This window comes from Pigmentiphaga sp. NML030171, assembly GCF_002188635.1.
In the GTDB taxonomy this organism is placed as follows: Bacteria; Pseudomonadota; Gammaproteobacteria; order Burkholderiales; family Burkholderiaceae_B; genus Pigmentiphaga; species Pigmentiphaga daeguensis.
Genome location: NZ_NINX01000004.1, coordinates 1 through 22,971, shown reverse-complemented (window position 1 = coordinate 22,971; position 22,971 = coordinate 1). Strand labels below are relative to the sequence as shown.

At 66.7% G+C, this 22,971-nt stretch carries 23 protein-coding genes and 1 other RNA gene; 9 read left to right on the top strand and 15 right to left on the bottom strand.

Annotation, left to right across the window (positions count from 1 at the left end):
• Positions 1-1,043, top strand: a 1,043-nt coding sequence (mltB, locus tag CDO46_RS00665) for a lytic murein transglycosylase B (protein WP_140416812.1), incomplete at its 5' end; no start/stop codon positions are given.
• Here mltB and cysM read toward each other — a convergent pair.
• The 9 genes from cysM to cmk all read right to left on the bottom strand — a co-directional run bounded on the left by cysM (position 1,016) and on the right by cmk (position 9,486).
• Entirely contained in the window at positions 1,016-1,921 is a 906-nt protein-coding gene (cysM, locus tag CDO46_RS00660) for a cysteine synthase CysM (protein WP_087836651.1), read from the bottom strand. The two genes, mltB and cysM, sit on opposite strands and share 28 nt — an antisense overlap.
• A 29-nt stretch (positions 1,922-1,950) precedes the next feature.
• A complete protein-coding gene (locus tag CDO46_RS00655; RefSeq protein ID WP_087836650.1) occupies positions 1,951-2,352 on the bottom strand; it encodes a helix-hairpin-helix domain-containing protein in 402 nt (133 codons plus the stop codon).
• Between the two features lie 152 nt (positions 2,353-2,504).
• A complete protein-coding gene (rfaD, locus tag CDO46_RS00650; RefSeq protein ID WP_087836649.1) occupies positions 2,505-3,494 on the bottom strand; it encodes an ADP-glyceromanno-heptose 6-epimerase in 990 nt (329 codons plus the stop codon).
• 15 nt (positions 3,495-3,509) lie between these two features.
• Positions 3,510-4,457, bottom strand: a complete 948-nt coding sequence (rfaE1, locus tag CDO46_RS00645) for a D-glycero-beta-D-manno-heptose-7-phosphate kinase (protein WP_087836653.1) — start codon at positions 4,455-4,457, stop codon at positions 3,510-3,512.
• 243 nt (positions 4,458-4,700) lie between these two features.
• Positions 4,701-5,978, bottom strand: coding sequence for a lipopolysaccharide assembly protein LapB (lapB, locus tag CDO46_RS00635; RefSeq protein ID WP_087836647.1), 1,278 nt, complete (start codon positions 5,976-5,978; stop codon positions 4,701-4,703).
• A gap of 9 nt (positions 5,979-5,987) precedes the next feature.
• A complete protein-coding gene (locus CDO46_RS00630; protein ID WP_087836646.1) occupies positions 5,988-6,311 on the bottom strand; it encodes a lipopolysaccharide assembly LapA domain-containing protein in 324 nt (107 codons plus the stop codon).
• A gap of 168 nt (positions 6,312-6,479) precedes the next feature.
• Positions 6,480-6,782, bottom strand: coding sequence for an integration host factor subunit beta (locus tag CDO46_RS00625; RefSeq protein WP_087778781.1), 303 nt, complete (start codon positions 6,780-6,782; stop codon positions 6,480-6,482).
• Between the two features lie 179 nt (positions 6,783-6,961).
• Entirely contained in the window at positions 6,962-8,668 is a 1,707-nt protein-coding gene (gene rpsA / locus CDO46_RS00620; protein ID WP_087836645.1) for a 30S ribosomal protein S1, read from the bottom strand.
• A 137-nt stretch (positions 8,669-8,805) separates the two neighbouring features.
• Complete coding sequence (gene cmk / locus CDO46_RS00615; RefSeq protein ID WP_087836644.1) at positions 8,806-9,486, bottom strand: (d)CMP kinase; 681 nt, start codon at positions 9,484-9,486, stop codon at positions 8,806-8,808.
• 102 nt (positions 9,487-9,588) lie between these two features.
• Between cmk and CDO46_RS00610 the strand changes: the two genes are divergently transcribed.
• Positions 9,589-9,804: a DUF2061 domain-containing protein gene (locus tag CDO46_RS00610; RefSeq protein ID WP_087836643.1), complete on the top strand. Its 216-nt coding sequence runs from the start codon at positions 9,589-9,591 to the stop codon at positions 9,802-9,804.
• Here CDO46_RS00610 and aroA read toward each other — a convergent pair.
• Genes aroA through gyrA form a run of 5 tightly spaced genes read right to left on the bottom strand, consistent with a single transcriptional unit; the run spans position 9,780 to position 16,904 of the window.
• Positions 9,780-11,108, bottom strand: coding sequence for a 3-phosphoshikimate 1-carboxyvinyltransferase (aroA, locus tag CDO46_RS00605; protein WP_087836652.1), 1,329 nt, complete (start codon positions 11,106-11,108; stop codon positions 9,780-9,782). The genes CDO46_RS00610 and aroA overlap by 25 nt on opposite strands.
• 5 nt (positions 11,109-11,113) lie before the next feature.
• A complete protein-coding gene (locus CDO46_RS00600; RefSeq protein ID WP_087836642.1) occupies positions 11,114-12,040 on the bottom strand; it encodes a prephenate dehydrogenase/arogenate dehydrogenase family protein in 927 nt (308 codons plus the stop codon).
• Positions 12,041-12,054: 14 nt separating this feature from the next.
• Positions 12,055-13,137, bottom strand: a complete 1,083-nt coding sequence (pheA, locus tag CDO46_RS00595) for a prephenate dehydratase (protein WP_087836641.1) — start codon at positions 13,135-13,137, stop codon at positions 12,055-12,057.
• Positions 13,130-14,260, bottom strand: a complete 1,131-nt coding sequence (serC, locus tag CDO46_RS00590; RefSeq protein WP_087836640.1) for a 3-phosphoserine/phosphohydroxythreonine transaminase — start codon at positions 14,258-14,260, stop codon at positions 13,130-13,132. The genes pheA and serC overlap by 8 nt, the downstream gene beginning before the upstream one ends.
• A gap of 10 nt (positions 14,261-14,270) precedes the next feature.
• Complete coding sequence (gene gyrA, locus CDO46_RS00585) at positions 14,271-16,904, bottom strand: DNA gyrase subunit A (RefSeq protein ID WP_087836639.1); 2,634 nt, start codon at positions 16,902-16,904, stop codon at positions 14,271-14,273.
• A gap of 153 nt (positions 16,905-17,057) precedes the next feature.
• Here gyrA and CDO46_RS00580 point away from each other — a divergent pair, with 153 nt between their 5' ends.
• The 7 genes from CDO46_RS00580 to CDO46_RS00550 all read left to right on the top strand — a co-directional run bounded on the left by CDO46_RS00580 (position 17,058) and on the right by CDO46_RS00550 (position 22,350).
• Positions 17,058-18,410, top strand: a complete 1,353-nt coding sequence (locus CDO46_RS00580; protein ID WP_087836638.1) for a TRZ/ATZ family hydrolase — start codon at positions 17,058-17,060, stop codon at positions 18,408-18,410.
• 98 nt (positions 18,411-18,508) lie between these two features.
• Positions 18,509-19,150 (top strand): outer membrane protein OmpA, encoded by a 642-nt coding sequence (gene ompA / locus CDO46_RS00575; protein WP_087836637.1) that lies wholly within the window; start codon positions 18,509-18,511, stop codon positions 19,148-19,150.
• 102 nt (positions 19,151-19,252) lie between these two features.
• Positions 19,253-19,978, top strand: a complete 726-nt coding sequence (gene ubiG / locus CDO46_RS00570; RefSeq protein ID WP_087836636.1) for a bifunctional 2-polyprenyl-6-hydroxyphenol methylase/3-demethylubiquinol 3-O-methyltransferase UbiG — start codon at positions 19,253-19,255, stop codon at positions 19,976-19,978.
• Positions 19,975-20,640, top strand: a complete 666-nt coding sequence (gene gph, locus CDO46_RS00565; protein WP_087836635.1) for a phosphoglycolate phosphatase — start codon at positions 19,975-19,977, stop codon at positions 20,638-20,640. The genes ubiG and gph overlap by 4 nt, the downstream gene beginning before the upstream one ends.
• Before the next feature lie 68 nt (positions 20,641-20,708).
• Positions 20,709-21,131: a transfer-messenger RNA gene (gene ssrA / locus CDO46_RS00560) on the top strand.
• 440 nt (positions 21,132-21,571) lie between these two features.
• A complete protein-coding gene (locus CDO46_RS00555; RefSeq protein ID WP_029577227.1) occupies positions 21,572-21,850 on the top strand; it encodes a DUF1778 domain-containing protein in 279 nt (92 codons plus the stop codon).
• Positions 21,847-22,350 (top strand): GNAT family N-acetyltransferase, encoded by a 504-nt coding sequence (locus tag CDO46_RS00550; protein WP_053299180.1) that lies wholly within the window; start codon positions 21,847-21,849, stop codon positions 22,348-22,350. The genes CDO46_RS00555 and CDO46_RS00550 overlap by 4 nt, the downstream gene beginning before the upstream one ends.
• A 15-nt stretch (positions 22,351-22,365) precedes the next feature.
• Here the strand turns inward: CDO46_RS00550 and CDO46_RS00545 are convergent, their stop codons facing one another.
• Positions 22,366-22,797 carry a LacI family transcriptional regulator gene (locus CDO46_RS00545; RefSeq protein WP_087836634.1) on the bottom strand — a complete coding sequence of 144 codons (432 nt, stop codon included), beginning with the start codon at positions 22,795-22,797 and terminating at the stop codon, positions 22,366-22,368.
• Between the last annotated feature and the right edge of the window lie 174 nt (positions 22,798-22,971).

The following is a 22,971-nucleotide window of genomic DNA, read 5'->3' as shown; positions in this document are numbered from 1 at the left end:
TACCGCCCGCCGCGCCGGTGGCCGTCCCGGTACCGGTGCCCGCGCCCTCCGGCCCCATGCCGGCCGCCGAGGCCCGGCGCGCTTTCGTCGCCGACATGGCCGGCCGGGGCCTGGACGCCGCCCGGGTCGGCGCCCTGCTCGACCAGGCCAAGTATTCGGAAACCGTCGCGCGGCTCGTGCTGCCGCCCTCCTCGCCCACGGTGCGCAGTTGGCCCCGGTACCGCGCGCGCTTCATCGAAAGCCGCCGCATCAAGGAAGGCATCGCGTTCCAGGAGGAACATGCACAGGACCTGGCGCGCGCCGAGGCCAGGTACGGCGTGCCCGCCTCCATCATCGTCAGCGTCATCGGCGTGGAAACGTTCTACGGCCGGGTCACCGGTAATTTCCGCGTCATCGACGCGCTGGCGACGCTGGCCTTCAACTACCCGGCCCAGGCGCGCAGCGACCGCAGCGCCTTCTTCCGCGAGCAACTGGCGCAGTTCCTGATCTGGTGCAAGGAAACCGGCGCCGACCCGCTGGCGGTAAAGGGTTCGTACGCGGGCGCCATCGGCCTGCCGCAGTTCATGCCCGGCAGCCTGCGCCAGTTCGCGGTCGACGGCGATGGCGATGGCCGCATCGATCTGCTCGCCAGCCCCGCCGACGCCATCGCCTCGGTGGCCAACTTCCTGGTCGAACATGGATGGCAGCGCGACCAGCCGGTGTTCCTGCCGGTGCGGCTACCGGGCGACCCGGCCGCGCTGGTCGACGGCGGGCTCAAGCCCACGCTCGACTGGACCCGGCTGCAGGCGGCGGGCGCGCGGGCGCCCAAGGTGGCGGGAATGTCGGACGCGTGGATGCAATGGCCGCTGGCCGTGATCGATCTGTACGACGGCGCGACGGGCACGACCGAATACCGCGTCGCCGCGCCCAACTTCTTCGCCCTGACCGAATACAACCGCAGCTACTTCTACGCCACCTCGGTCACCGACCTGGCCGTGGAGCTCGAACGGCGCGGCCGCGTGGCGAGCCGGGTCAGTCAGTTGAATACGCCGGTGGACAAATAGCGGTCGCCACGGTCGCAAACGATGAAGACGATGGTGGCGTTGCTGACGGTTTCGGCCACGCGCAGCGCCGCCACCAGCGCGCCGGCGGACGAGATGCCGCCGAAGATGCCTTCTTCCGCTGCCAGCCGGCGGGCCATCTCCTCGGCTTCGGCCTGGGTGACGGACTCCTGGCTGTCGACCGCCGACGGGTCGTAGATCTTGGGCAGATAGGCCTCGGGCCATTTGCGGATGCCGGGAATCTGCGAACCTTCGGCCGGCTGCGCGCCCACCACCCGGACCGCCGGATTGCGGCTCTTCAAATAGCGCGAGACGCCCACGATGGTTCCCGTGGTACCCATGGCGCTGACGAAGTGGGTGACCTGCCCGTCGGTATCGCGCCAGATTTCCGGCCCGGTGGTCTCGACGTGGGCCAGCGGGTTGTCGGGATTGGCGAACTGGTCCAGCACCTTGCCTTTGCCCTCGGCCTGCATCTGCAAGGCCAGGTCGCGGGCGTATTCCATGCCCCCTTGCGAAGCCGGCGTCAGGATCAGTTCGGCCCCATAGGCCGTCATGGCCGCGCGGCGCTCGAGCGACAGGTTGTCGGGCATGATCAGGATCATGCGGTAGCCACGTATGGCCGCCACCAGGGCCAGGGCGATGCCGGTGTTTCCGCTGGTCGCCTCGATCAGGGTGTCGCCCGGCTTGATCTCGCCCCTGGCCTCGGCCCGGGCGATCATGGACAAGGCCGGGCGGTCCTTGACGGAACCGGCCGGATTGGTGCCTTCCAGCTTCGCGAGAATGACGTTGCCGCGCGCGGCGTTGCCTTCTCCCGGGATGCGCTGGAGCCGGACCAGGGGCGTGTTGCCGATGGTCTGTTCGATGGTGGGGTAGCTTCTCATGCGCCCCATCATAATCCAGCCGGCCCGGTTTAGTTCCCTTTCCCCTTACTGCCCGGAGGCATATTGACCATGATGGCCGGCCCCTCGCGGCCGGCCGGGCCGATAGCCAATCCGGCCGCCCGCAACCCCTGGAGCCGCTTCGTGCCCAGCCCGCGCACGCGTCCGGCCAGGTCCTCGAACGACGAGAACGGCCCCCCTCGGCGGCGTTCCTGGACGATGCTGGCGGCGGTCTTGGCGCCGATGCCCCGTACGGCCTCGAGCTGGGACGGCGTCGCGGTATTCACGTCCACGCTGGCGGCATGGGCTCCGCCCAGCATGGCCAGCCCGAGGCTGGCGGTGGCTGCCAGCCTTCCCGCGCGTAGCCGGGCGCCGCGCATGCGATAGGGCCTGGGATCGGGTTCGGCGCGGGTGGGATCGAGGAAAGGATTCATGGCTAGGCTCCTTGAGAGTTGCCGGCGACCGGCCGGCCGCCGCGACACCGTCCGGCGTCATCGCAAGCTTGCTCCAGGAACCGCCCTGCAAGCGGGCGCGAACGGCCCGCTGTCCAAGGGGGGAAATGCGTAGGGAGGCCTCCGGCCGCCCCCTACTTCGAGATGCCGCGCAACTCGCGGATGTACTCGGAAACGCCCGTCTGCACGTCCCGCATCGGCGCGGTGAAGCCTGCCGCGCGCAATTGCGTGGTGTCGGCCTGGGTGTAGCTCTGGTAGCGGCCCTTGAGATCCTCGGGGAACTCGATGTAGCGCAGCAGCCCCTGCGCCGCCAGGTCGGCCAGCGGCAGCGGCGCCTCGCCGCGCTCCTCGCGCAGCGTGTTGACCACCGCGGCCGCCACGTCGTTGAAAGGCTGGGCCCGGCCGGTGCCGCAGTTGTAGACACCGGACACCGGACGGCCCAGGAAATGCAGGTTCACTTCGACCACGTCGTGGACCGAGATGAAATCCCGCTGCTGCTGTCCATCGCCGTAGCCGTCCCAGCCGCCGAACAGACGCACGTGGCCTTCCTTCAGGAACTGGTTCATGTTGTGGAAGGCCACCGAGGCCATCCTGCCCTTGTGCTGCTCGCGCGGGCCATAGACGTTGAAATAGCGCAGCCCCACCACCGGCGCGGTCAGCGAGGCCAGGCGGCGGCGCAGCACCTGGTCGAACAGGAACTTCGAATAGCCGTAGACGTTCAGCGGCTTCTCGTTGCGCAAGTCCTCGGCATAGACCGGGCCCGCGCCATAAACGGCGGCCGACGACGCATACAGGAAGGGAATCCGCTCGCGCTGGGCATACTCGAAGAGCTCCAGCGTGACGCGATAGTTGTTGTCCATCATGTACTGGCCGTTGCGCTCGGTGGTGTCCGAACACGCGCCCTGGTGCAGGATCGCATCCACCTTGGGCAGCGACCCATCCGCCACGCGCCGGCGGAAATCATTCTTGTCCAGGTAGTCCGCGATCTCGCAGTCGACCAGGTTGACGAACTTGTCGCCTTCGAGCAGATCGTCGACCGCGATGATGTCGCGCTCGCCGCGGGCGTTCAGGCCCTTGACCAGATTGCTGCCGATGAAGCCGGCGGCTCCCGTTACGATGATCATGGCAATTTCCTCAATCTAGATCGCCAGGCCGGCGCGCAACTCGTCCGGCGTCACGATCGACGTTCCCAGCTTGCCGACGACGATGCCGCCCGCCAGGTTGGCCCATCTCATGGCCACATGCAGATCCAGTCCCGCGGCGCGCATGACGGCCAGCGTGGCGATCACGGTATCGCCGGCACCCGAGACGTCGAACACCTCGCGCGCCAGCGCCTCGACGTGGTCGCGCCCCTCGGCCGTGAAAAGCGTCATGCCCAGCTCGGAGCGCGTCACCAGCAAGGCCTCCAGGTCCAGCGCCTGGCGCAGATGCTGGGCCCGCTCGGCCAGTTGCGCCTCGTCGCGCCAGCGGCCCACGGCCTCGCGCATTTCAGACTGGTTGGGCGTGACCAGCGAGGCGCCGCGATAGCGTCCATAGTCGTCGCCCTTGGGATCCACCAGCACGACGCAGCCGCGCGCGCGGGCCAGGGCGATCAGGTCCTGCACCTGGTCCAGCACGCCCTTGGCGTAATCGGACAGCACCACCACGTCGTGGTCGGCGATATGCACCGCCACCCGCGCCGCCAGCTCGGCCAGCACGCCCGGCGAGGGCGGCTGCTCGAAATCCACCCGCAGCAACTGCTGCTGGCGTCCCAGCACGCGCATCTTCATCGTGGTCGGCACCGACGGATCCGCAACCAGATCCGCGCGCACCCCCTCGTCCTCGCACAACCGCGCAATGGCACGCCCGGAATCGTCGTCGCCCACCACGCCGACCAGCGTCACATGCGCCCCCAGCGTCGCCGCGTTGCGCGCCACGTTCGCCGCCCCGCCCAGCCGGTCCTCGCTGCGCGACACATGCACCACCGGCACCGGCGCCTCGGGAGAAATGCGATGCACCTCGCCGAACCAATAACGGTCCAGCATCACGTCCCCCACCACCAACACCCGCGCCGCCGCGCGCTGCTCATCCGAGGGAAACACCCCCAACGCCGACGCGCTCATGCGTTGCTCCCCAATGAAAAACCGGCAGCCAGCCAGCCAATGCCACACACCAAGAAAACGTCACACAGATCCAGGGCGCCGCGGATCCGGCTCCGCCGGTCCACCCGCATCGCCCCCGGGATCAGGCGCCGGGCCGCCCCAAGGCGGGTCCCGGCCCCCTTGTGGGGCTGCCGCGTAGCGGCTGGGGGCTCACCATACTGGGCGCGCGTCAGCGCGTAGGGGGGGGCCTCAGCCTGCATCGAGTTCTTCCAATCGTTTGGGTGCATAGGTCTCCCAGGCGTTGCAGCCCGGACATTGCCAATGGAACCGCTTGGCCTTGAAACCGCACGCCTGGCAGGCGTAGCGATCCAGGCGTTGCGTATGCTTGTGTATCAGGCTGCGCATCAGCACGGCATCGTCCGCGGGCGTCCACGGCGAGGCGGTATCAGCCTGCGGGTTGTTCAGCGTCACCACGTTCGCGGCCGCCTGCTGCCCGGGTTCGACCTGCGCGGCCTTGTCGCCCGCCACCTGTGCCTCGAGCAGCCGGTCCAGCCCCAGCAGCGACGGATTGCGCTGCAAGGCGCCGCGGGCGAAGTTCCAGGCCTGCGCCAGGCCGCGCTGCCGGCGCAGCGCCTGGAAGATCGCATCGAACAGATCCAGCGACGGGTGGCGCGCATAGTGCGCCTCGAGCTTCTCCAGCCCCTCGCTGGCCGTACCGCGCGCCTCGTGGTTGGCAAGGAACTGCTCGGCCACCAGGCCCGCGTACTCGGGATGCGCGGACAGCACGGACTCCAGGTGCAGGCGCTGCGCCCGCAGGTCGCCTTCGCGCCGGGCCAGATCGGCCCGCATCATGGCGATGCGCACATGCGGAGCCGTGCCGCTGCCCCGCTGGGCCTGGACCGAGGCATGCGTGGCCGCGTCCAGCGCAGCATGGGCGGCGTCCATGTTGCCGGCGGCCAGCGCCGCCGCGGCTTCCTCGCAATGGAAATGAACGGCCTGGGACACGGGTTCGTCGATCAGTCCCTGCAAGGCCTGCACGGCCTGGATGGCATGCGGCCAATCCCGTTCGGTCTCGTGGATCCGGATCAGCGCACGCAGGGCGTCGGGGGCGAATCGCGTTCCCTTCAACTGGTCGAATGCCGCTTCGGCCCGGTCCAGCATGCCGGCGCGCAGATAGTCCTGCGCCAGTTCGTGCAAGGCCTGCTCACGCTGGTTGTCCGGCAGGTCGGCTCGCTGCAGCAGATTCTGGTGCACGCGTATGGCACGCTCGATCTCACCGCGGCGCCGGAACAGACTGCCCAGGGCGAAGTGCAGCTCGATCGTCTCGGGGTCGAGCTTGGCCACCTCGATAAAAGCGTCGATGGCACGGTCGTGCTGCTCGTTCAACAGGAAGTTGAGCCCGCGGAAATAGGAATCGGGCACGCTGCGATGCTCGGACAACATCTGCCGGATGTCCACGCGCGCGGCCACCCAGCCCAACCCGAACAACAAGGGAATGGCGATCAGCCACCAGGGTTCGAAATCCACATCGGTCCCTTACAAGGGGGTCACGGGCAGGATGGCGTCGGGGGACGGCGGCGCATCCGCGGCCGAGCCACCCTTGGCCACGGCCCGGGCCTGATCCAGCTCGCGCCGCAGCGAGGCGATCTCGCGCCGGCGGCGCATCACGCCCGGCACCGTCAGCAACAGGCCGAATACCGCGCCGACCACGAAGCTGGCCAGCATGACCACGATCAGCGGCACTTCGCTGATCAGGTGATCGGCGAAGAAATAGACGTTCACCCGGTCGGTATTCTTGAGCGCGAACAGCAGGACCACCACGAATATGACCAGTCTCAGCGCCCAGACGAGATATCGCATGGTTTGCTCCAGGTGAGGAAAAAAAGGATTGTATCCCCCCCTACGCGCTTCGCGCGCCCGGTATGGCGAGCCCCGAAGGGGGCCGGGACGGGGCGGTAATAGAAAACCCCGCCAGCTGGAGAGCTGGCGGGGTTTTGTTCGGGCTTGCCTGCGGCCTGCGAGGCCCGGTCAGTTCCCGGAAGGCTCTTGCACGGGGGCGTCGACCCGCTCGCGCAACTCCTTGCCGGCCTTGAAGTGCGGCACCCGCTTTTCGGGGACCAGCACCTTTTCACCGGACTTGGGATTGCGCCCGATACGCGGCGGACGCCTGGACAACGAAAAACTGCCGAAACCACGGATCTCGATGCGCTGCCCCTCCGACAGGGACTGGGCCATCGCATCGAGGATGGTCTTGACGGCGTAGTCGGCGTCCTTGGCGACCAGTTGCGGATACCGGGCGGCCAATCGGGCGATCAACTCGGACTTCGTCATTGAGTTCATGAAACCTCTTGGAACGCCGTATCGGGCAACCTGGCAACCCTCCCCATGGGCACGGCGGATCCGGCTCCGCCCCGCCCCAAGGCGGGCCCCGCCCCCCCTCGGGGGGCTGCCGCGTAGCGGCTGGGGGCTCACCATACCGGGCGCGCGTCAGCGCCCAGGGGGTGGGCCTATCAGCCGTTCTGCTGGTCGAGCTTGGCCTTCAACAGGGCGCCCAGGTTGGTGGTACCCGACGAAGCGCTGGCATCCGACATGCGCTGGATGGCCTCGGCCGTCTCGGCGCTGTCCTTGGCCTTGATCGAGAGCTGGATCGAACGCGTCTTGCGGTCGATGTTCAGGATCATGGCATCGATGTTGTCGCCGGCCTTCAGCACCGTGGTGGCATCTTCCACGCGGCCCGAAGAGATCTCGGAAGCGCGCAGGTAGCCTTCGACGTCGACCGACAGGGTCACGACCGCACCCTTGGCCTCGACCGACTTCACGGTGCCCTGGACGACGGCGCCCTTGTCATGGGTGGCCACGAAGTTGTTGAACGGATCACCTTCCAGCTGCTTGATGCCCAGCGAGATGCGTTCCTTCTCGGTGTCGATGCCCAGCACCACGGCCTCGACCTCGTCGCCCTTCTTGAAGTTGCGCACGGCTTCTTCGCCGGACTCGCTCCAGGACAGGTCGGACAGGTGCACCAGGCCATCGATGCCGCCGGGCAGGCCGACGAACACGCCGAAGTCGGTGATCGACTTGATGGCGCCGCGGACCTTGTCGCCACGCTTGTGGTTGATCGAGAACTCTTCCCACGGGTTGGGACGGCACTGCTTCATGCCCAGCGAGATGCGGCGACGGTCTTCGTCGATCTCGAGGACCATGACTTCCACTTCGTCACCCAGGGTGACGACCTTCTTGGGATCGACGTTCTTGTTGGTCCAGTCCATTTCGGACACGTGGACCAGGCCCTCGATGCCGGCCTCGACCTCGACGAACGCGCCGTAGTCGGTCAGGTTGGTGACCTTGCCGAACAGGCGGGTGCCCTGCGGGTAGCGGCGAGCCAGGCCCACCCACGGATCTTCGCCCAGTTGCTTGACGCCCAGCGAAACGCGGTTCTTTTCCTGGTCGAACTTGAGGACCTTGGCCTGGATTTCCTGGCCGACGGACAGGACTTCCGAGGGATGACGCACACGGCGCCATGCCAGGTCGGTGATGTGCAGCAGGCCGTCGATGCCGCCCAGGTCGACGAACGCACCGTAGTCGGTGATGTTCTTGACGACGCCGTTGACGATCGCGCCTTCGTGCAGGGTCTCGAGCAGCTTCTGGCGCTCTTCGCCCATGTTGGCCTCGAGCACGGCGCGGCGCGACAGCACGACGTTGTTGCGCTTGCGATCGAGCTTGATGACCTTGAATTCGAGGGTCTTGCCTTCGTACGGAGTGGTGTCCTTGACGGGACGCAGGTCGACCAGCGAACCCGGCAGGAAGGCACGGATCGCGTTGGTCATGACGGTCAGGCCGCCCTTGACCTTGCCGGTGATGGTGCCGGTGACGAGATCGCCGGACTCCAGGGCCTTCTCGAGCTGCAGCCAGGCAGCCAGGCGCTTGGCGCGGTCGCGCGACAGCACGGTGTCGCCGTAGCCGTTTTCGAGCGCGTCGATGGCCACCGAGACGAAATCGCCTTCGGAGACTTCGAGCTCGCCCTTGTCGTCGAGGAATTCCTCGAGCGGGATCAAGGCCTCGGACTTCAGGCCGGCATTGACCACGACGAAGTTATGGTCGATGCGCACCACCTCGGCGGTGATGACTTCGCCGGATTTCATTTCCTGGCGCTTGATGCTTTCTTCGAACAGGGCGGCAAAGCTTTCTTCGCCGGCAGGGGCTTGGGAAACCGAAGACATTGTTGATGTATTACCGGGTTACGCACTTCATGGGGGCGGCCGAGACATTCGACCTGACACCGCACCAATCGGTGGAGTTGCAATACCTCATTGCTGAGGGCCTGTACTACGTGCTGACTATGATTGCCGCTGCGCCATCAGCTACGCGATGCGCCCGAGCGCTCGCCCCACCAGCTCATCACCTGCTCGACCGTCTGGTCGATGGTGAGGTGGGAGGAATCGAGCACCAGGGCATCGTGGGCGGCGGCCAAAGGCGCGTTCGCCCGTTGCGTATCGCGCGCATCGCGCGCTTCCAGATCGCGCAAAAGGGTTAAGAGGTTAGCCGAAAAACCCTTTTCGATCAACTGTTTATAGCGTCGCTGGGCCCTCGCCTCGGCGCTGGCCACCAGGAATATCTTGAGGTCGGCATCCGGAAAAACAACCGTCCCCATGTCCCGGCCGTCGGCCACCAGCCCGGGCGGGCACCGGAAAGCGCGCTGGCGGTCGAGCAACGCCGCCCGCACCGGCGCCAGGACCGCCACCTGCGAGGCCATGTTGCCGACTTCCTCGCGCCGGATGTCGGCGCTGACGTCGCGCCCGCCCATGAAGACCCCGTCGGCGACGAAGCGCACGTCCAGGGCGGCCGCGGCGGCGGCCGCGCCTTGCTCGTCACCGGCCGAGATACCCTGCTCCAGGCAGGCCAGCGCGGTCAGGCGGTACAGCGCCCCGCTGTCCAGCAGATGCCAGCCCAACCGGGCCGCCACGCGCGCCGCGATGGTGCCCTTGCCCGAGGCGGTCGGCCCGTCGATGGCGATCATGGGAACGGTGGAACCATTCATTTAAGAAACCTATCATTTTTATCGTATCGATCAATTGGCGTCGCCTCGCGAGTCGGCGCACAATTCGATAACGATTCTCATTACCAATCAAGGAAGACGACGATGGCCAAGACCCTTGCCTTCGGCGGCCTGCATATCGTGACCTCGTTCAGCGTCACCTACATTATTACCGGCAGCGTGGCGCTGAGCGGCGCGGTCACCTTCATCGAGCCGGCCGTCAACACCGTCGTGCACTATTTCTTCGACAAATTCTGGGAACGGGACCGGCGCGCCGGGAACCCGGCCGCCGCGGCTCAGGCCCCCACCAGCCCCGCATAGACATCGAAATACGTGGGAAAGGTCTTGCTCACGCAGCCGGGATCGAGAATGCGCACCCCCACGGGACCGAACGCCGCCAGCGAGAAGCACATGGCCATGCGGTGATCGTCCCAGGTGCCGATCTCGGCAGGCGTCCAGGTGGCGGGAGGGGTCACGGTCAGGCTGTCCGGGGTGGCGGTCACCGTCGCCCCCAGCTTGGCAAGCTCGGTCTGCATCGCGTGGATGCGATCGGTTTCCTTGACCCGCCAGCTCGCGATGTTGCGCAGGCGGCACGGGCCGTCCGCATACAAGGCCAGGACCGCGGCGGTCATCGCGGCATCCGGGATCAGGTTGAAATCGGCGTCGAAGGCCTTCAGGCGAGCGCCTTCGGCCACCTTGACGCCGCGGGTCTCTATCCAGTCCGGCCCCATCTCGACCTCGGCGCCCATCGCCGCCAGGGTGTCGGCGAACGCCACGTCGCCCTGGATGCTGTCGCGGCCGACGCCGGCCACGCGCACCGGACCGCCGCCTATCGCGCCCAGCGCCAGGAAATAGGAGGCCGACGAGGCGTCCCCCTCGACCAGCATCTGGCCCGGCGACCGGTAGGCAGCCTGGGCGGGAACGGTGAAGCGCAGCCAGCCCTCGCGCTCGACCGTCACGCCGAAGCGGCGCATCAGGTTCAGCGTCATCTCGACGTAGGGCTTGGAAATCAGCTCGCCCTCGACCTCGATCACGAAGTCCCGGCCAGCGGCCTGGGTAGCCAGCGGAGCCGCCAGCAGCAGCGCGGTCAGGAACTGGCTGGAAACCGAGCCGTTGACCTTGACCGGCCGGGACAGGTCCGGTTCGCCCCAGCCCAGCGACAGCGGCGGATAGCCCTCGCGCCCCTGGTAGGCCACGCGCGCGCCCAGCATGCGCAGCGCGTCCACCAGGTCGCCGATCGGGCGCTCGTGCATGCGTGGCACGCCGTGCAACAGGTAATGCCCGCCCATCATCGCCAGCGCGGCGGTCAGCGGCCGGATGGCCGTGCCCGCGTTGCCCATGAACAGGTCGGCCTGGCCCACCGGGAAGCGCCGCGCCCCCTCGACCAGCACTTCGTCCGGACGCTGGCCCGAAGAAATCGTTATGCCCAGCTTGCGCAATGCCGCCAGCATGACCTGGGTGTCGTCCGAATCCAGCAAGCCGGTCAGGCGGGTCGTCCCCTCGGCCAGCGCGGACAACAGCAGCACGCGATTGGAGATGCTCTTGGAACCGGGCAGGTCGACGGTACCCCGCGCGTGGCGCGCCGGCGCCAGGTCGAGATACGGCGGATGGCGGGAATCGGTCATGGCGGTCATTCGTTCGTATCGGGAGATGGCTGCCCGGCCCGCCAGGCGCGCCGGGATTTCGACACGGTCTCCAGCATGGCTTGCAGGCCCGCCGCGTCGCCCTGGCGCATGGCCTGCTCGAAGGCGTCCAGGGCCCGCCGCACCGCGGCGGTCTCTTGCATCATGGCTTCGCGGTTTGCCAGGAAGATGTCACGCCACATGTCGGGCGACCCGCCGGCGATGCGGGTGAAATCGCGGAACCCGCTGCCGGCCAGGTCCAGCCGCAGGGGCGCATCGGCGGCCTCCAGCACCTGGGCCATGTAGGCGAATGCCAGCAGGTGCGGCACGTGGCTGACCGACGCGAGCACGGTGTCGTGTTCGCCCGGACGCATCGTCCTGATCCGGGCGCCGCAGGTGGCCCATGCCTGCTCGACCAATCCGACGGCCCCGGGCGGATTCTCGTCCAGCGGGGTCAGGATCACCGTGCGGTCCTGGTACAAGTCGGCAAAGGCGGCGCCCGGGCCGCTCTGTTCGCTGCCGGCGATCGGATGGCCCGGCACGAACTGGCCGATGCGGCCGCCCAGCGCCTCGCGCGCGGCGCGCACGACGTCCATCTTCGTACTGCCGGCGTCGGTGACGACGGTATCGGGCCCCAGGTGCGGCGCCAGGCCATCCAGGGTCGCACGCGTCGCGCCCACCGGCACGGCCATCAGGACCAGGTCGGCCCGCGCCGCTTCCTGCAGCGTGGCAGGACGGTCGATCAGGCCCAGCTTGCGCGCCTGCTCGAGCGTCGCGACCTGGCGGCCGACACCCCAGACCTCGCCGACCTGTCCGGCCCGCCGCAGCGCGGCGGCGAACGAGCCGCCGATCAGCCCCACGCCCACGACCGCGAGCACCGGTACCAATGGCCGCGAGGAACCGGAGGCCCCCCCGGCCGAATCCGGATGCGACATGGGTAGGTCTCCGCTCACGCAGATACCGGGTACGACCCCAGCACCTTGAAGAACGCCACGCGCGCCTGGAGCGCGGCCAGGGCCTTGGCGACCTTGGGATCCTGGCGATGGCCTTCGATGTCCACGTAGAAATAGTATTCCCACTGGCCGGTGCGGGCCGGGCGGGATTCGAAGCGCGTCATGGACACGTCGTTCTCGGCCAGCGGAGCAAGCATCCGGTAGACCGCACCGGCCTCGTTGGGCACGGCCAGGATCAGGCTGGTCTTGTCGCGGCCCGAGGGCGTGGTCTCGAGATGGCCGATGGCCAGGAAGCGGGTGCGATTGTGCGGATCGTCCTGGATGCCCGCGGCCACGACCTTCAGGCCCCAGCGCTGTGCCGCCTGCTCGCTGGCGATGGCCGCGACGGTGGGATCCTCGGAAGCCAGGCGGGCCGCCTCGGCATTGCTGGCCGCCGACGCGCGGGCCAGTTCGGGATGATGATCGGACAGCCAGCCCTGGCACTGCGCCAGCGATTGCGGATGCGAGCGGATGACGCTCACGCCGTCCAGCGTGCCGCTCTGGGTCATCAGGCATTGCACCACGGCCACCGAACGCTCGCCCAGCACCTTCACCGGCGAGGACAGCAGCAGGTCCAGCGTGCGGTTGACGGCGCCTTCGTTGGAATTCTCGAGCGGAACGATGCCGAAGTCCGCGCGGCGGGTCTCCACCGAACGGAAGACCTCGTCGATCGTGCCGCACGAGATCGCGTCGACCGCATGGCCGAAATGCGCCAGCACGGCCTGTTCGGAATAGGTGCCCTGCGGACCGAGATAGGCGACGCGGGCGGGCTGCTCCAGCGCGCGGCACGCCGACATGATCTCCATCCAGATGGCGGACAGCGCCTGGCCGGGCAACGGGCCGGCATTGAGCTCCTGCAGCCGGCGGATGACCTGGGCCTCGCGCTCGGGCCGGAACACGGCTCCGGCGTGGTGCTCCTTCGCCATTCCCACCGCCTGTGCGGTACGCGCGCGCTCGGACAGGAGCTCGAGCACCTGGGCGTCGATGGCATCGATGCGCTCGCGCAGCGGCGCCAGCTTCTTTTGCAGATCGTCATCCATGGCTGCGCTCGAATTCCTTCATGAAGTCGACCAGGGCGCGCACGCCCTCGATGGACATCGCGTTGTAGATGGACGCGCGCATGCCGCCCACGCTCTTGTGCCCCTTGAGCTGCAGCAGGCGCGCGGCTTCGGCCGCCTGCAGGAACGGCGCATTCAGCGCATCGTCGCGCAGCATGAACGGCACGTTCATGCGCGACCGGACGGGCCGGTGCACCGGATTGCGATAGAACGAGGTGCTGTCGAGATAGTCGTACAGCAGCCGGGCCTTCTCCACGTTGGCGGCTTCCATGGCCACCACGCCGCCCCGCTGCTTGAGCCACTTGAACACCAGCCCGGCGACGTAGATCGCATACGTGGGCGGCGTGTTGAAGCGCGAGCGCTCCTTGGCCACGATGCCGTAGTCGAACGCCGACGGGCAGATGGGCAAGGCGTGGCCCAGCAGATCCTTGCGCACGATGACGATGGTCAGCCCCGCCGGCCCGATGTTCTTCTGCGCGCCGGCGTAGATCAGCCCGGCGCGGCGCACGTCCATGGGCCGGGACAGGATGTGCGAGGATGCGTCCACGGTCAGCGCGGCGCCGGGCGCGCCCAGCGCCGCCAGGTCGGGCCAATCCATGAATTCGACGCCGCCTATGGTCTCGTTGCTGCACAGGTGGACATAGCTCGCCTGCGGGCGCACGCGCCAGGAAGCGGGGTCCGGCATGTAGGTCCACGGACCTTGCTGCGCGCCGTCCACGACGGCGGCCTGCTCGGACGTGGCCGCCACGGCCACGTCGCCGTAGCGCCGGGCTTCCGCGAAGGACTTGGCCGACCACGAACCGCTTACCACGTAGTCGGCCGCATGCGCCTCGCGGCGGCCGATCAGGTTCATCGGCGCGATGGCGTTCTCGCCCAGCCCGCCCCCCTGCAGGAACAGCACGGCATAGTCGTCCGGCACCGAGAGCAACTCGCGCAGGTCGGCCTCGGCCTCGTCGCAGATCTGCTCGAAGTGCTTGCCGCGATGGCTCATTTCCATCACGGACATGCCGCTGCCGTGCCAGTCCAGCATTTCGGCCGCCGCCTGCTGCAGCACGGCCTCGGGAAGTACGGCCGGCCCGGCCGAGAAGTTGTAGGGTCGATTCATGGCAGCCGCCTTATTCGGCCTCGCTGGAAGACGGAGCTTCCGGCCCGGCGTCGGTGCCGTTGCCTTCGGGCTCCTCGGTGTCGGACTCGACCACGCGCTGCACGCCCGACAGGTGCGTGCCCTCGTCGACGTTGATCAGCGTGACGCCCTGCGTGGCCCGGCCCATTTCGCGGATCTCGCTGACGCGCGTACGCACCAGCACGCCGCCGGTGGTGATCAGCATGATCTCGTCGGCCGGATCCACCAGCACGGCGCCCACGACCTTGCCGTTGCGCTCGGACGTCTGGATGGCGATCATGCCCTTGGTGCCCCGGCCATGGCGCGTGTATTCACCGATGGGCGTGCGCTTGCCGTAGCCGTTCTCGGTCGCGGTCAGCACGCTCTGGGTCTCGTTCTCGGCCACCAGCAGCGCGATCACGGTGTGCGACTCCTCCAGCATCATGCCGCGCACGCCCCGGGCCGTGCGTCCCATGGGACGCACGTCGTTCTCGTCGAAGCGCACGGCCTTGCCGGCGTCCGAGAACAGCATCACGTCATGCTTGCCGTCGGTCAGCGAGGCGCCGATGAGGTAGTCGCCCTCGTCCAGGTCGACCGCGATGATGCCGGCCTTGCGCGGGTTGGAGAACTCGGACAGCGGCGTCTTCTTGACCGTGCCCTTGGCGGTGGCCATGAAGACGTAGTGGTCCTCGCTGTACGCCTTGACGGTCAGCACCACGGTGACCTTCTCGCCCTCCGACAGCGGGAACATGTTGACGATGGGCCGGCCGCGCGAGTTGCGCGTGCCCTGCGGCACTTCCCAGACCTTCAGCCAGTAGACCCGGCCGCGGTTGCTGAAGCACAGGATGGAATCGTGCGTGTTGGCGATGAAGAGCTGGTCGATCCAGTCGTCTTCCTTCGTGGCCGTGGCCTGCTTGCCGCGACCGCCGCGCTTCTGGGCGCGATACTCGGACAGCGGCTGGCTCTTGATGTAGCCGGAGTGGGACAGCGTCACCACCATGTCGGTCGGCGTGATGAGGTCCTCGGTGTCGAGCTCGGTCGCGTTCAGCTCGATCTGCGAACGGCGGATGTCCTTCACGTCGGTGCCGAACTCGGCCTTGATAGCCGACAGTTCGTCGCCGATGATGACGGTCACGCGCTCGGGCTTGGCCAGGATGTCGAGCAGGTCGGCGATGTTGGCCATCACGTCCTTGTACTCGCCCACGATCTTGTCCTGCTCCAGGCCGGTCAGGCGCTGCAGGCGCATGTTCAGGATTTCCTGGGCCTGCGTATCGCTCAGGCGGTACAGGCCATCGTCCTGCATGCCGAACTCCTCGCCCAGGCCTTCGGGACGGTAGGCCCCGCGGCCGCCGACCGTGTCGGCCTCGGCGCGCGTCAGCATCTCGCGCACCAGCGACGAATCCCAGGTGCGGGCCATGAGTTCCTGGCGCGCGATGGGCGGCGTGGGGGCAGCCTTGATGATGGCGATGAAATCGTCGATGTTGGCCAGCGCCACGGCCAGGCCTTCGAGCACGTGGCCGCGCTCGCGCGCCTTGCGCAGCTGGAACACCGTGCGGCGGGTCACGACCTCGCGCCGGTGCGCCAGGAAATACTCCACCATCTGCTTCAGGTTCAACAGGCGCGGCTGGCCTTCCACCAGCGCCACCAGGTTCATCCCGAAGGTATCCTGCAGCTGGGTGTTCTTGTAGAGGTTGTTGAGCACGACCTCGGGTACTTCGCCGCGCTTGAGCTCGATCACGACACGCATGCCGTCCTTGTCGGACTCGTCGCGGATATCGGAGATGCCTTCGATCTTCTTCTCGTTGACCAGCTCGGCGATGCGCTCGAGCAGCGAACGCTTGTTGACCTGGTACGGGATCTCGTCGACCACGATGGCCTGGCGGCCGCCCTTCTCGACGTCCTCGAAATGGGTCTTGGCCCGCATCACCACCCGGCCGCGGCCGGTGCGATAACCCTCGCGCACGCCGGACATGCCATAGATGATGCCGCCCGTGGGGAAGTCGGGAGCGGGAATGATCTCGATCAGCTCGTCCACCGTGCACTCCGGATTGCGCAGGCAGTACAGGCAGCCGTCGACCACCTCGGCCAGGTTGTGCGGCGGGATGTTGGTGGCCATGCCCACGGCGATGCCGGAACTGCCGTTGACCAGCAGGTTGGGCAGGCGGGCCGGCAGCAGCAGCGGCTCTTTCTCGCTGCCGTCGTAGTTGGGCCCGAAGTCAACCGTTTCCTGGTCGATGTCGGCCAGCAGTTCGTGCGCGATCTTGGCCAGGCGGATTTCGGTGTACCGCATGGCCGCCGCGCCGTCGCCGTCGACCGAGCCGAAGTTGCCCTGGCCGTCCACCAGCATGTAGCGCAGCGAGAACGGCTGCGCCATGCGCACGATCGTGTCGTAGACCGCCTGGTCGCCGTGCGGGTGGTACTTACCGATGACATCGCCGACGATACGGGCCGACTTCTTGTAGGCCCGGTTCCAGTCGTTGTTCAGTTCGTGCATCGCGTACAGCACGCGCCGGTGCACGGGCTTGAGACCGTCCCTCACGTCGGGAAGCGCGCGGCCCACGATCACGCTCATCGCGTAATCCAGGTAGCTGCGGCGCATTTCCTCTTCAAGAGAGATCGGTAGTGTTTCCTTGGCGAAGGAATCCATGGGCAAGCTGCTTCAAGAGGTGTTGTCGCATCCCGCTCGCAAGGCATTTCGCGAGGGCAAAACAGCTTGCGAACGAACGGCGGGCGAAGCTTAAGAGTTTATCACCCCGGCCTGGCGTTATGCTTAGGGCCCCGCCCGCCACCCGACGCGTCCATGGCCCCGACCACCCTGCTGCTTCCCGACTGGCTGATCCCCGTCGAACCCGACCAGGCCGTCCTGGCCGGCCACGGCATCGCCGTGCGCGACGGCCGGATCGCCGACATCGCGCCGCACGCCGTCCTGCGGGACCGCCACCCCGGCGCCGCCGAACGCCCCCTGGCCGGCTGTGCCCTGCTGCCCGGCTTCGTCAACCTGCACACGCACGCAGCCATGAGCCTGTTGCGCGGCGCCGGCGACGACCTGCCGCTCATGGCCTGGCTGCAAGAGCGCATCTGGCCTCTGGAGCGCAAGCTGATGTCGGCCGACTTCGTCTACGACGGCAGCGTCCTCGCCTTCGCCGAGATGCTGGCCGGAGGCACCACCTGCTGCGCCGACATGTATTTCCACCCCGAAGAGGTGGCCCGCGCCGCGCTGTCGATGGGAATCCGCGCGGCGGTGGGCGGCACGGTGTTCGAGATACCCGGCGCGCCGCCGGCCGAGCAGATGCTGGCGCAGGCCCTGGCGGCCCATGAAAAGTACCGCGGCGAACCGGGACTGCGCTTCATGCTGGCTCCCCACGCGCCCTACACGGTGGGCGACGACATGCTGCGCCACCTGGCCGCCGTGGCCGAGGAGGCCGACCTGACCATCGCCATCCACCTGCACGAAACCCGCCAGGAAGTCGAGGAAGCGGTGGCCATGCACGGCATGCGCCCCGCCGAGCGCCTGGCCCATCTCGGCCTGCTGTCGCCCCGGCTGGTGGCCGTGCACGGCGTCCACCTGGACGCCGACGACATCGCGCTGCTGGCGTCCCACGGGGTCAGCCTGGCCCACTGCCCCGCTTCCAACCTCAAGCTCGCCAGCGGCCTCGCGCCGGTTGCCCGCCTGCTCGAGGCCGGCGTCAACCTGGGCATAGGCACCGACGGCGCGGCCAGCAACAACCGCCTGGACATGCTGTCGGAACTGCGGCTGGCGGCCCTGCTGGCCAAGGGCGCCAGCGGCGATGCGCGGGCGCTGCCTGCCCACCGGGCGCTGCACGCGGCCACGCTGGGCGGCGCGAAGGCGCTGGGGTGGGACGACCGGATCGGCTCGGTCGCGGTGGGCAAATATGCCGACCTGGTGGCGATACGGCTCGATTCCGCCCGGCTCGCGCCGGTATTCGACCCGGTGTCCCACGTGGTCTACGCGGCCGGAAGAGAGGACGTGGAAGAGGTATGGATCGACGGCCGGACAGTTGCAAAAAAACTACAACTCACCAATTCACCATCAAAAAGCGATCTCGAAAGGATAATGTCCCGGATATCGCAGTGGCGCTTGCGTGCAGCCGGTGTGATTTCTGGCACAAACACTTACTTATCCCAGGAGTGAGTGGCATGAGAGAACAACCGCAATGCTATACTGGGCATGTATATCCATGTTGCGGCGGGGGTTCGCTGCGAGTTTCATTTCAAGCTAAGAGGAGAAACATGAACAAACGCTCCAAAATTGGAATCTCTCTGGCGCTCGCCTTCGCTGCCGTGACGGCCTCGGGCGTGGCCTCTGCTCAAGCCGGTAAGGTCAACGACAACTGGCAATCGGCGTTCGGCGTGCAAGTCAAGAGCGCTGACGGCCTGTGCTGGCGCAATGGGTTCTGGACCCCCGCCACCGCCGACCCGTCCTGCGATGGCGCGCTGAAGGTCGCTGCGCCCGCCGCTGCCCCGGCTCCTGCCCCCGCTCCCGCCCCGGCTCCGGCTCCCGTGCCCGTTCCGGTCAGCCAGAAGGTCACCTACTCCGCCGACGCCTTCTTCGACTTCGACAAGTCCGTCGTCAAGCCCGAAGCCAAGGCCAAGCTGGACGAGCTGGTCAACCAGATCCGCGGCATCAACCTGGAAGTCGTGATCGCCGTCGGCCACACCGACTCGATCGGTACCGACGCCTACAACCAGCGCCTGTCGGTCCGTCGTGCCGAAGCTGTCAAGGCCTACCTGGTCAGCAAGGGCATCGAAGCCAACCGCGTCTACACCGAAGGCAAGGGCGAGAAGCAGCCCATCGCCGACAACAAGACCGCCGCCGGCCGTGCCAAGAACCGCCGCGTGGAAGTCGAAGTCGTGGGTACGCGCAACAAGTAATCCACTGCCTGACAGTTGGATCCCGGCGGTATCCTTCGGGTACCGCCGGCTGGAACCCCGCTCTGCGGGGTTTATTTTTTTGCCGCCAAACTGGAGTCCGCCATGACCACCACCGCCCAGGAATCCCGGCCCGTCAACGCCGATGCGGCCGAGTTGGCCAAGTTCAGCGCCCTGGCCTCGCGCTGGTGGGACCCGGAAAGCGAATTCAAACCGCTGCATGCCATCAATCCGCTGCGCCTGGAATGGATCAGCCAGATGGCGCACGGGCTGGGAAACAAGACCGTGCTGGACGTCGGTTGCGGCGGCGGCATATTGGCCGAAAGCATGGCGGCTCGCGGCGCCATGGTCACCGGTATCGACCTGGCCGAAAAATCGCTGAAGGTCGCGAAACTCCATAGCCTGGAAAGCGGCGTGAAAGTGGAATACCGCAATATCAGCGTGGAGCAGTTGGCCGATGACCAACCCGGCTCTTTCGATATCGTGACGTGCATGGAGTTACTGGAGCACGTACCGGATCCGGAATCCGTCATCCGGGCCTGCGCCAGGCTGGCCAAACCCGGCGGACACGTTTTTTTCTCGACGCTGAACCGCAATTTAAAATCGTTTACCTTTGCCATACTGGGCGCCGAATACATATTGGGCCTGGTACCGCGAGGCACGCACAGCTACGACCATTTCATCCGCCCCAGCGAACTGTTGGGCGCCGCCCGCGGCGCCGGCCTGGAGGCAGTCGCGATCAAGGGATTGGAATACAACCCCCTGACGAAAATCTACAAACTGAGCAGCGACAGCAGCGTCAATTACATGGTGGCGACGATACGCTCATGAAACCGCTGGTTCTTTTCGATTTCGACGGCACATTGGCCGATACCGCCCCCGACCTTGCCGCCGCCGCCAATCAGCAGCGCCTGCGCCGGGGCCTGCCCGCCCTGCCCTACGAGCAACTGCGTCCCATGGCCTCGCACGGCGCGCGGGGATTGCTGCGCGTGGCGCTCGGGCTGACCCCCGAGTCGCCCGGCTACGAAGCGTGCAAGCAGCAGTTCCTGGACGACTACGCCGCCAACATCGCCGTGCATACCTCCCTCTTCCCCGGGGTGGAAACATTGCTGTCCAGCCTCGTCCAGGAGGGCTGGGCATGGGGCATCGTCACCAACAAGGTCACCCGCTTCACCACGCCGCTGGTGCGCCACCTGGCGCTCGAGCAGCACAGCGCCGTCGTGGTCTGCGGCGACACCACCGCCTACTCGAAACCGCATCCTGAACCGCTGCTGCACGCCGCGCGGGAAGTCGGCGTCGCGCCGCGGCATTGCCTGTACGTGGGCGACGACCAGCGCGACATCGTTGCCGGCAAGGCCGCGGGCATGAAGACCATCGCCACCGCCTACGGCTATTGCGGCGATGGCGTGCCTGTCGAGGCCTGGGGCGCGGACGCGGTCGTCGCCTCGGTCCCGGACTTGCTGCCGGCGATACGGCGCCTGCTGCCGACATGATCCCCCCGGCCGGAGCCGCCTCTTGAAAACCCGCCCCATGGCTCCATATGGGATACAATCCTCCTCAAGGGGCCGTACCGGTTTCGACGGGGGTCGCGAAGCAGCACAGGGCATGTCGAGCACCAGTAAGCTCGTTAAACCACTGGAACGCAAATAAACGCCAACGACGAGCGTTTCGCTCTCGCCGCTTAAGCGGTGAGCCGCTGCACCGATCTGTCCTTGGGTCGGGCGGAGGAAGGGCAACTTTCCTAAGGATCCCTGTCTAGGGCCATAAACCCCCGAAGCAGCCTGATCCTGAACCGCAGCAGTGTCATTCTCAAGGAATCGGTATGAACTGGGGTCACACGGTTCATGCTTAAACTACGTGAATCGCTGTGTGCCGGCCTGTCGGTTGGCTAAGCACACGGTTAAATCCAAATAAATCGACTACACATGTAGAACTGTCTGTAGAGGGCTTCCGGACGCGGGTTCAATTCCCGCCGGCTCCACCAATAACAAAACCCCAACCGTTCTCGGTTGGGGTTTTTTCTTGCCTGATCGCGCCGGCTCCCGCGTGTTGTTGGGGGTTCCAGCGGAAGCCTGCGGACTTCGCCGGTCAGCCTTTCAGCCCGTTCCGGGCCACATTCCACTCTCTCCTGGCCATTCCTCGCTCCGGCCTCGCTCCCTGGAACCGGCCCGAAGTCCGCAAAGGCCACAAGCCAGAGCCATACAGATCAAAGGGTTACGCGCGGACGAATCAAGCGGTTGGATTGCAGCATCGGGTGGCGAAGGACACGCTGCGGGTGCGTTTCGTCGGTAGTTATCGAGAACTACCGACATGTCGCAACGCGAAAGTACGTGCTTGGATGGTGGCTAAGATAAGGAACGTCTTGTCAGGACAATGTCCGGACGGGTACAATAAAAGAATCCAATATCAGTCCGGAGGGGCACCATGAGCACCCTGAATCTTTCCAAGACCGAACGCATTGACGTTCGTGCCAGCACGCCGGTCAAGCAGCTGCTTCAAGAAGCCGCACGCGCCTGCCACAAGAACGTCAGCGAGTTCCTGCTCGACGCGGGCGTGACGGCGGCCGCGCAGACGCTGGCGGATCGTCGCCAGTTCGTGCTGGACGACACACAGTGGCAGGCCTTCCAGGAGGCGCTGGACCGCCCGGTGCAAAGCAAGCCTCGTCTGAAGAAGTTGCTGCGTGAACCTGGGGTGCTGGATTGAGCAATGACTACTCGCCCGTTCGCAAGCTGGCTGCAACAGATCAGGTCGATGCGTTCGACTGCGGCCAGGCCGCGCTGAACCAGTTCCTGCAGCGCTACGCGCTCGTCAACCAGAAGGCCAACAGCGCGCAGACCTATGTCTGCTGCCAGGGTGACGTGGTGGTCGGCTTCTACAGCCTAGCCGTTGGTAGCGTCGATCCGGAAGCCACGCCGTCGAGAGTGATGAAGGGGCTGGCGCGCCACCCGGTGCCGGTCATGATCCTGGCCCGGCTCGCCGTGGACAAGGAGCATCAGCGTAAAGGTCTGGGCCAGGCCTTGCTCAAGGATGCACTGCTGCGCACCGCACAGGCCGCCGACATTGCGGGTATCCGCTGCCTGTTGGTCCATGCCAAGGACGACGCAGCACGGCAGTGGTACGAATCGTGGGAATTCGAGCCCAGCCCGACTGATCCGTACCATCTGTTCCTGATGCTCAAGGATCTCAAAGGCATGTTGAGCTGAGGTGGTGTCTCCACCTCAGAGTCCGACTCTCTCCCGCTGCTCATCCCACAGCGCTGGCGGATCAACCGCCAGATCAAACAGCGTGACGTGGTTCGGCAATTCGTCGTCCAGGATGGCCGCCACGATGTCGGGTGCCAGCGTGGTCAGGTTGACCATCCGGCTGACGTAGCTGTTGTCGATCCCCTCCCGCGTGGCGATTTCCTTCAAGGACTTCGCTTCCCCCGATTCCAGCATCGCCAGCCAGCGGTGACCCCTGGCCAGCGCCAATTGAATGGAGGTCGGTGCAACGTCCCACGGTCTGACCGGCGCGGTTTCTCCGTTCGGCAAGGTGACCAGCTTGCGGCCACTGCGCCGCTTGATCTGAATCGGCACCGACAGGGTCAGCCTGCCGTCGCTGGTCTGCAGGATGTCCGGCTCGCCGGTTTTCTGGATGCGGATGTCGCTCATGCCAGGGCCTCCGCTTGTTGCTCGACCGGCTCGGGACGCAGTTCAAGCGTAAGCGCTCCATAACCCCCATGGGTTTACGCGCCGACGGTCTCCATGGCTAAATCCTGTGGATGCAGATTCCATGGCAACAGCGCTTCGTAATCCTCGACGGTCTTGGCCGTGGGCAGTTCCCGG

Bases quoted from the DNA above. Each gene is read 5' to 3' on its own strand.
- gph (WP_087836635.1), top strand. From the start codon at position 19,975: ATGAAACCGCTGGTTCTTTTCGATTTCGACGGCACATTGGCCGATACC.
- rfaD (WP_087836649.1), bottom strand. From the start codon at position 3,494: ATGATCATCGTAACGGGAGCCGCCGGCTTCATCGGCAGCAATCTGGTC.
- CDO46_RS00555 (WP_029577227.1), top strand. From the start codon at position 21,572: ATGAGCACCCTGAATCTTTCCAAGACCGAACGCATTGACGTTCGTGCC.
- cysM (WP_087836651.1), bottom strand. From the start codon at position 1,921: ATGAGAAGCTACCCCACCATCGAACAGACCATCGGCAACACGCCCCTG.
- CDO46_RS00625 (WP_087778781.1), bottom strand. From the start codon at position 6,782: ATGACGAAGTCCGAGTTGATCGCCCGATTGGCCGCCCGGTATCCGCAA.
- CDO46_RS00655 (WP_087836650.1), bottom strand. From the start codon at position 2,352: ATGAATCCTTTCCTCGATCCCACCCGCGCCGAACCCGATCCCAGGCCC.
- ompA (WP_087836637.1), top strand. From the start codon at position 18,509: ATGAACAAACGCTCCAAAATTGGAATCTCTCTGGCGCTCGCCTTCGCT.
- CDO46_RS00630 (WP_087836646.1), bottom strand. From the start codon at position 6,311: ATGCGATATCTCGTCTGGGCGCTGAGACTGGTCATATTCGTGGTGGTC.
- serC (WP_087836640.1), bottom strand. From the start codon at position 14,260: ATGAATCGACCCTACAACTTCTCGGCCGGGCCGGCCGTACTTCCCGAG.
- gyrA (WP_087836639.1), bottom strand. From the start codon at position 16,904: ATGGATTCCTTCGCCAAGGAAACACTACCGATCTCTCTTGAAGAGGAA.
- cmk (WP_087836644.1), bottom strand. From the start codon at position 9,486: ATGAATGGTTCCACCGTTCCCATGATCGCCATCGACGGGCCGACCGCC.
- ubiG (WP_087836636.1), top strand. From the start codon at position 19,253: ATGACCACCACCGCCCAGGAATCCCGGCCCGTCAACGCCGATGCGGCC.
- rpsA (WP_087836645.1), bottom strand. From the start codon at position 8,668: ATGTCTTCGGTTTCCCAAGCCCCTGCCGGCGAAGAAAGCTTTGCCGCC.
- aroA (WP_087836652.1), bottom strand. From the start codon at position 11,108: ATGACCGATTCCCGCCATCCGCCGTATCTCGACCTGGCGCCGGCGCGC.
- CDO46_RS00580 (WP_087836638.1), top strand. From the start codon at position 17,058: ATGGCCCCGACCACCCTGCTGCTTCCCGACTGGCTGATCCCCGTCGAA.
- pheA (WP_087836641.1), bottom strand. From the start codon at position 13,137: ATGGATGACGATCTGCAAAAGAAGCTGGCGCCGCTGCGCGAGCGCATC.
- CDO46_RS00610 (WP_087836643.1), top strand. From the start codon at position 9,589: ATGGCCAAGACCCTTGCCTTCGGCGGCCTGCATATCGTGACCTCGTTC.
- CDO46_RS00545 (WP_087836634.1), bottom strand. From the start codon at position 22,797: ATGAGCGACATCCGCATCCAGAAAACCGGCGAGCCGGACATCCTGCAG.
- CDO46_RS00600 (WP_087836642.1), bottom strand. From the start codon at position 12,040: ATGTCGCATCCGGATTCGGCCGGGGGGGCCTCCGGTTCCTCGCGGCCA.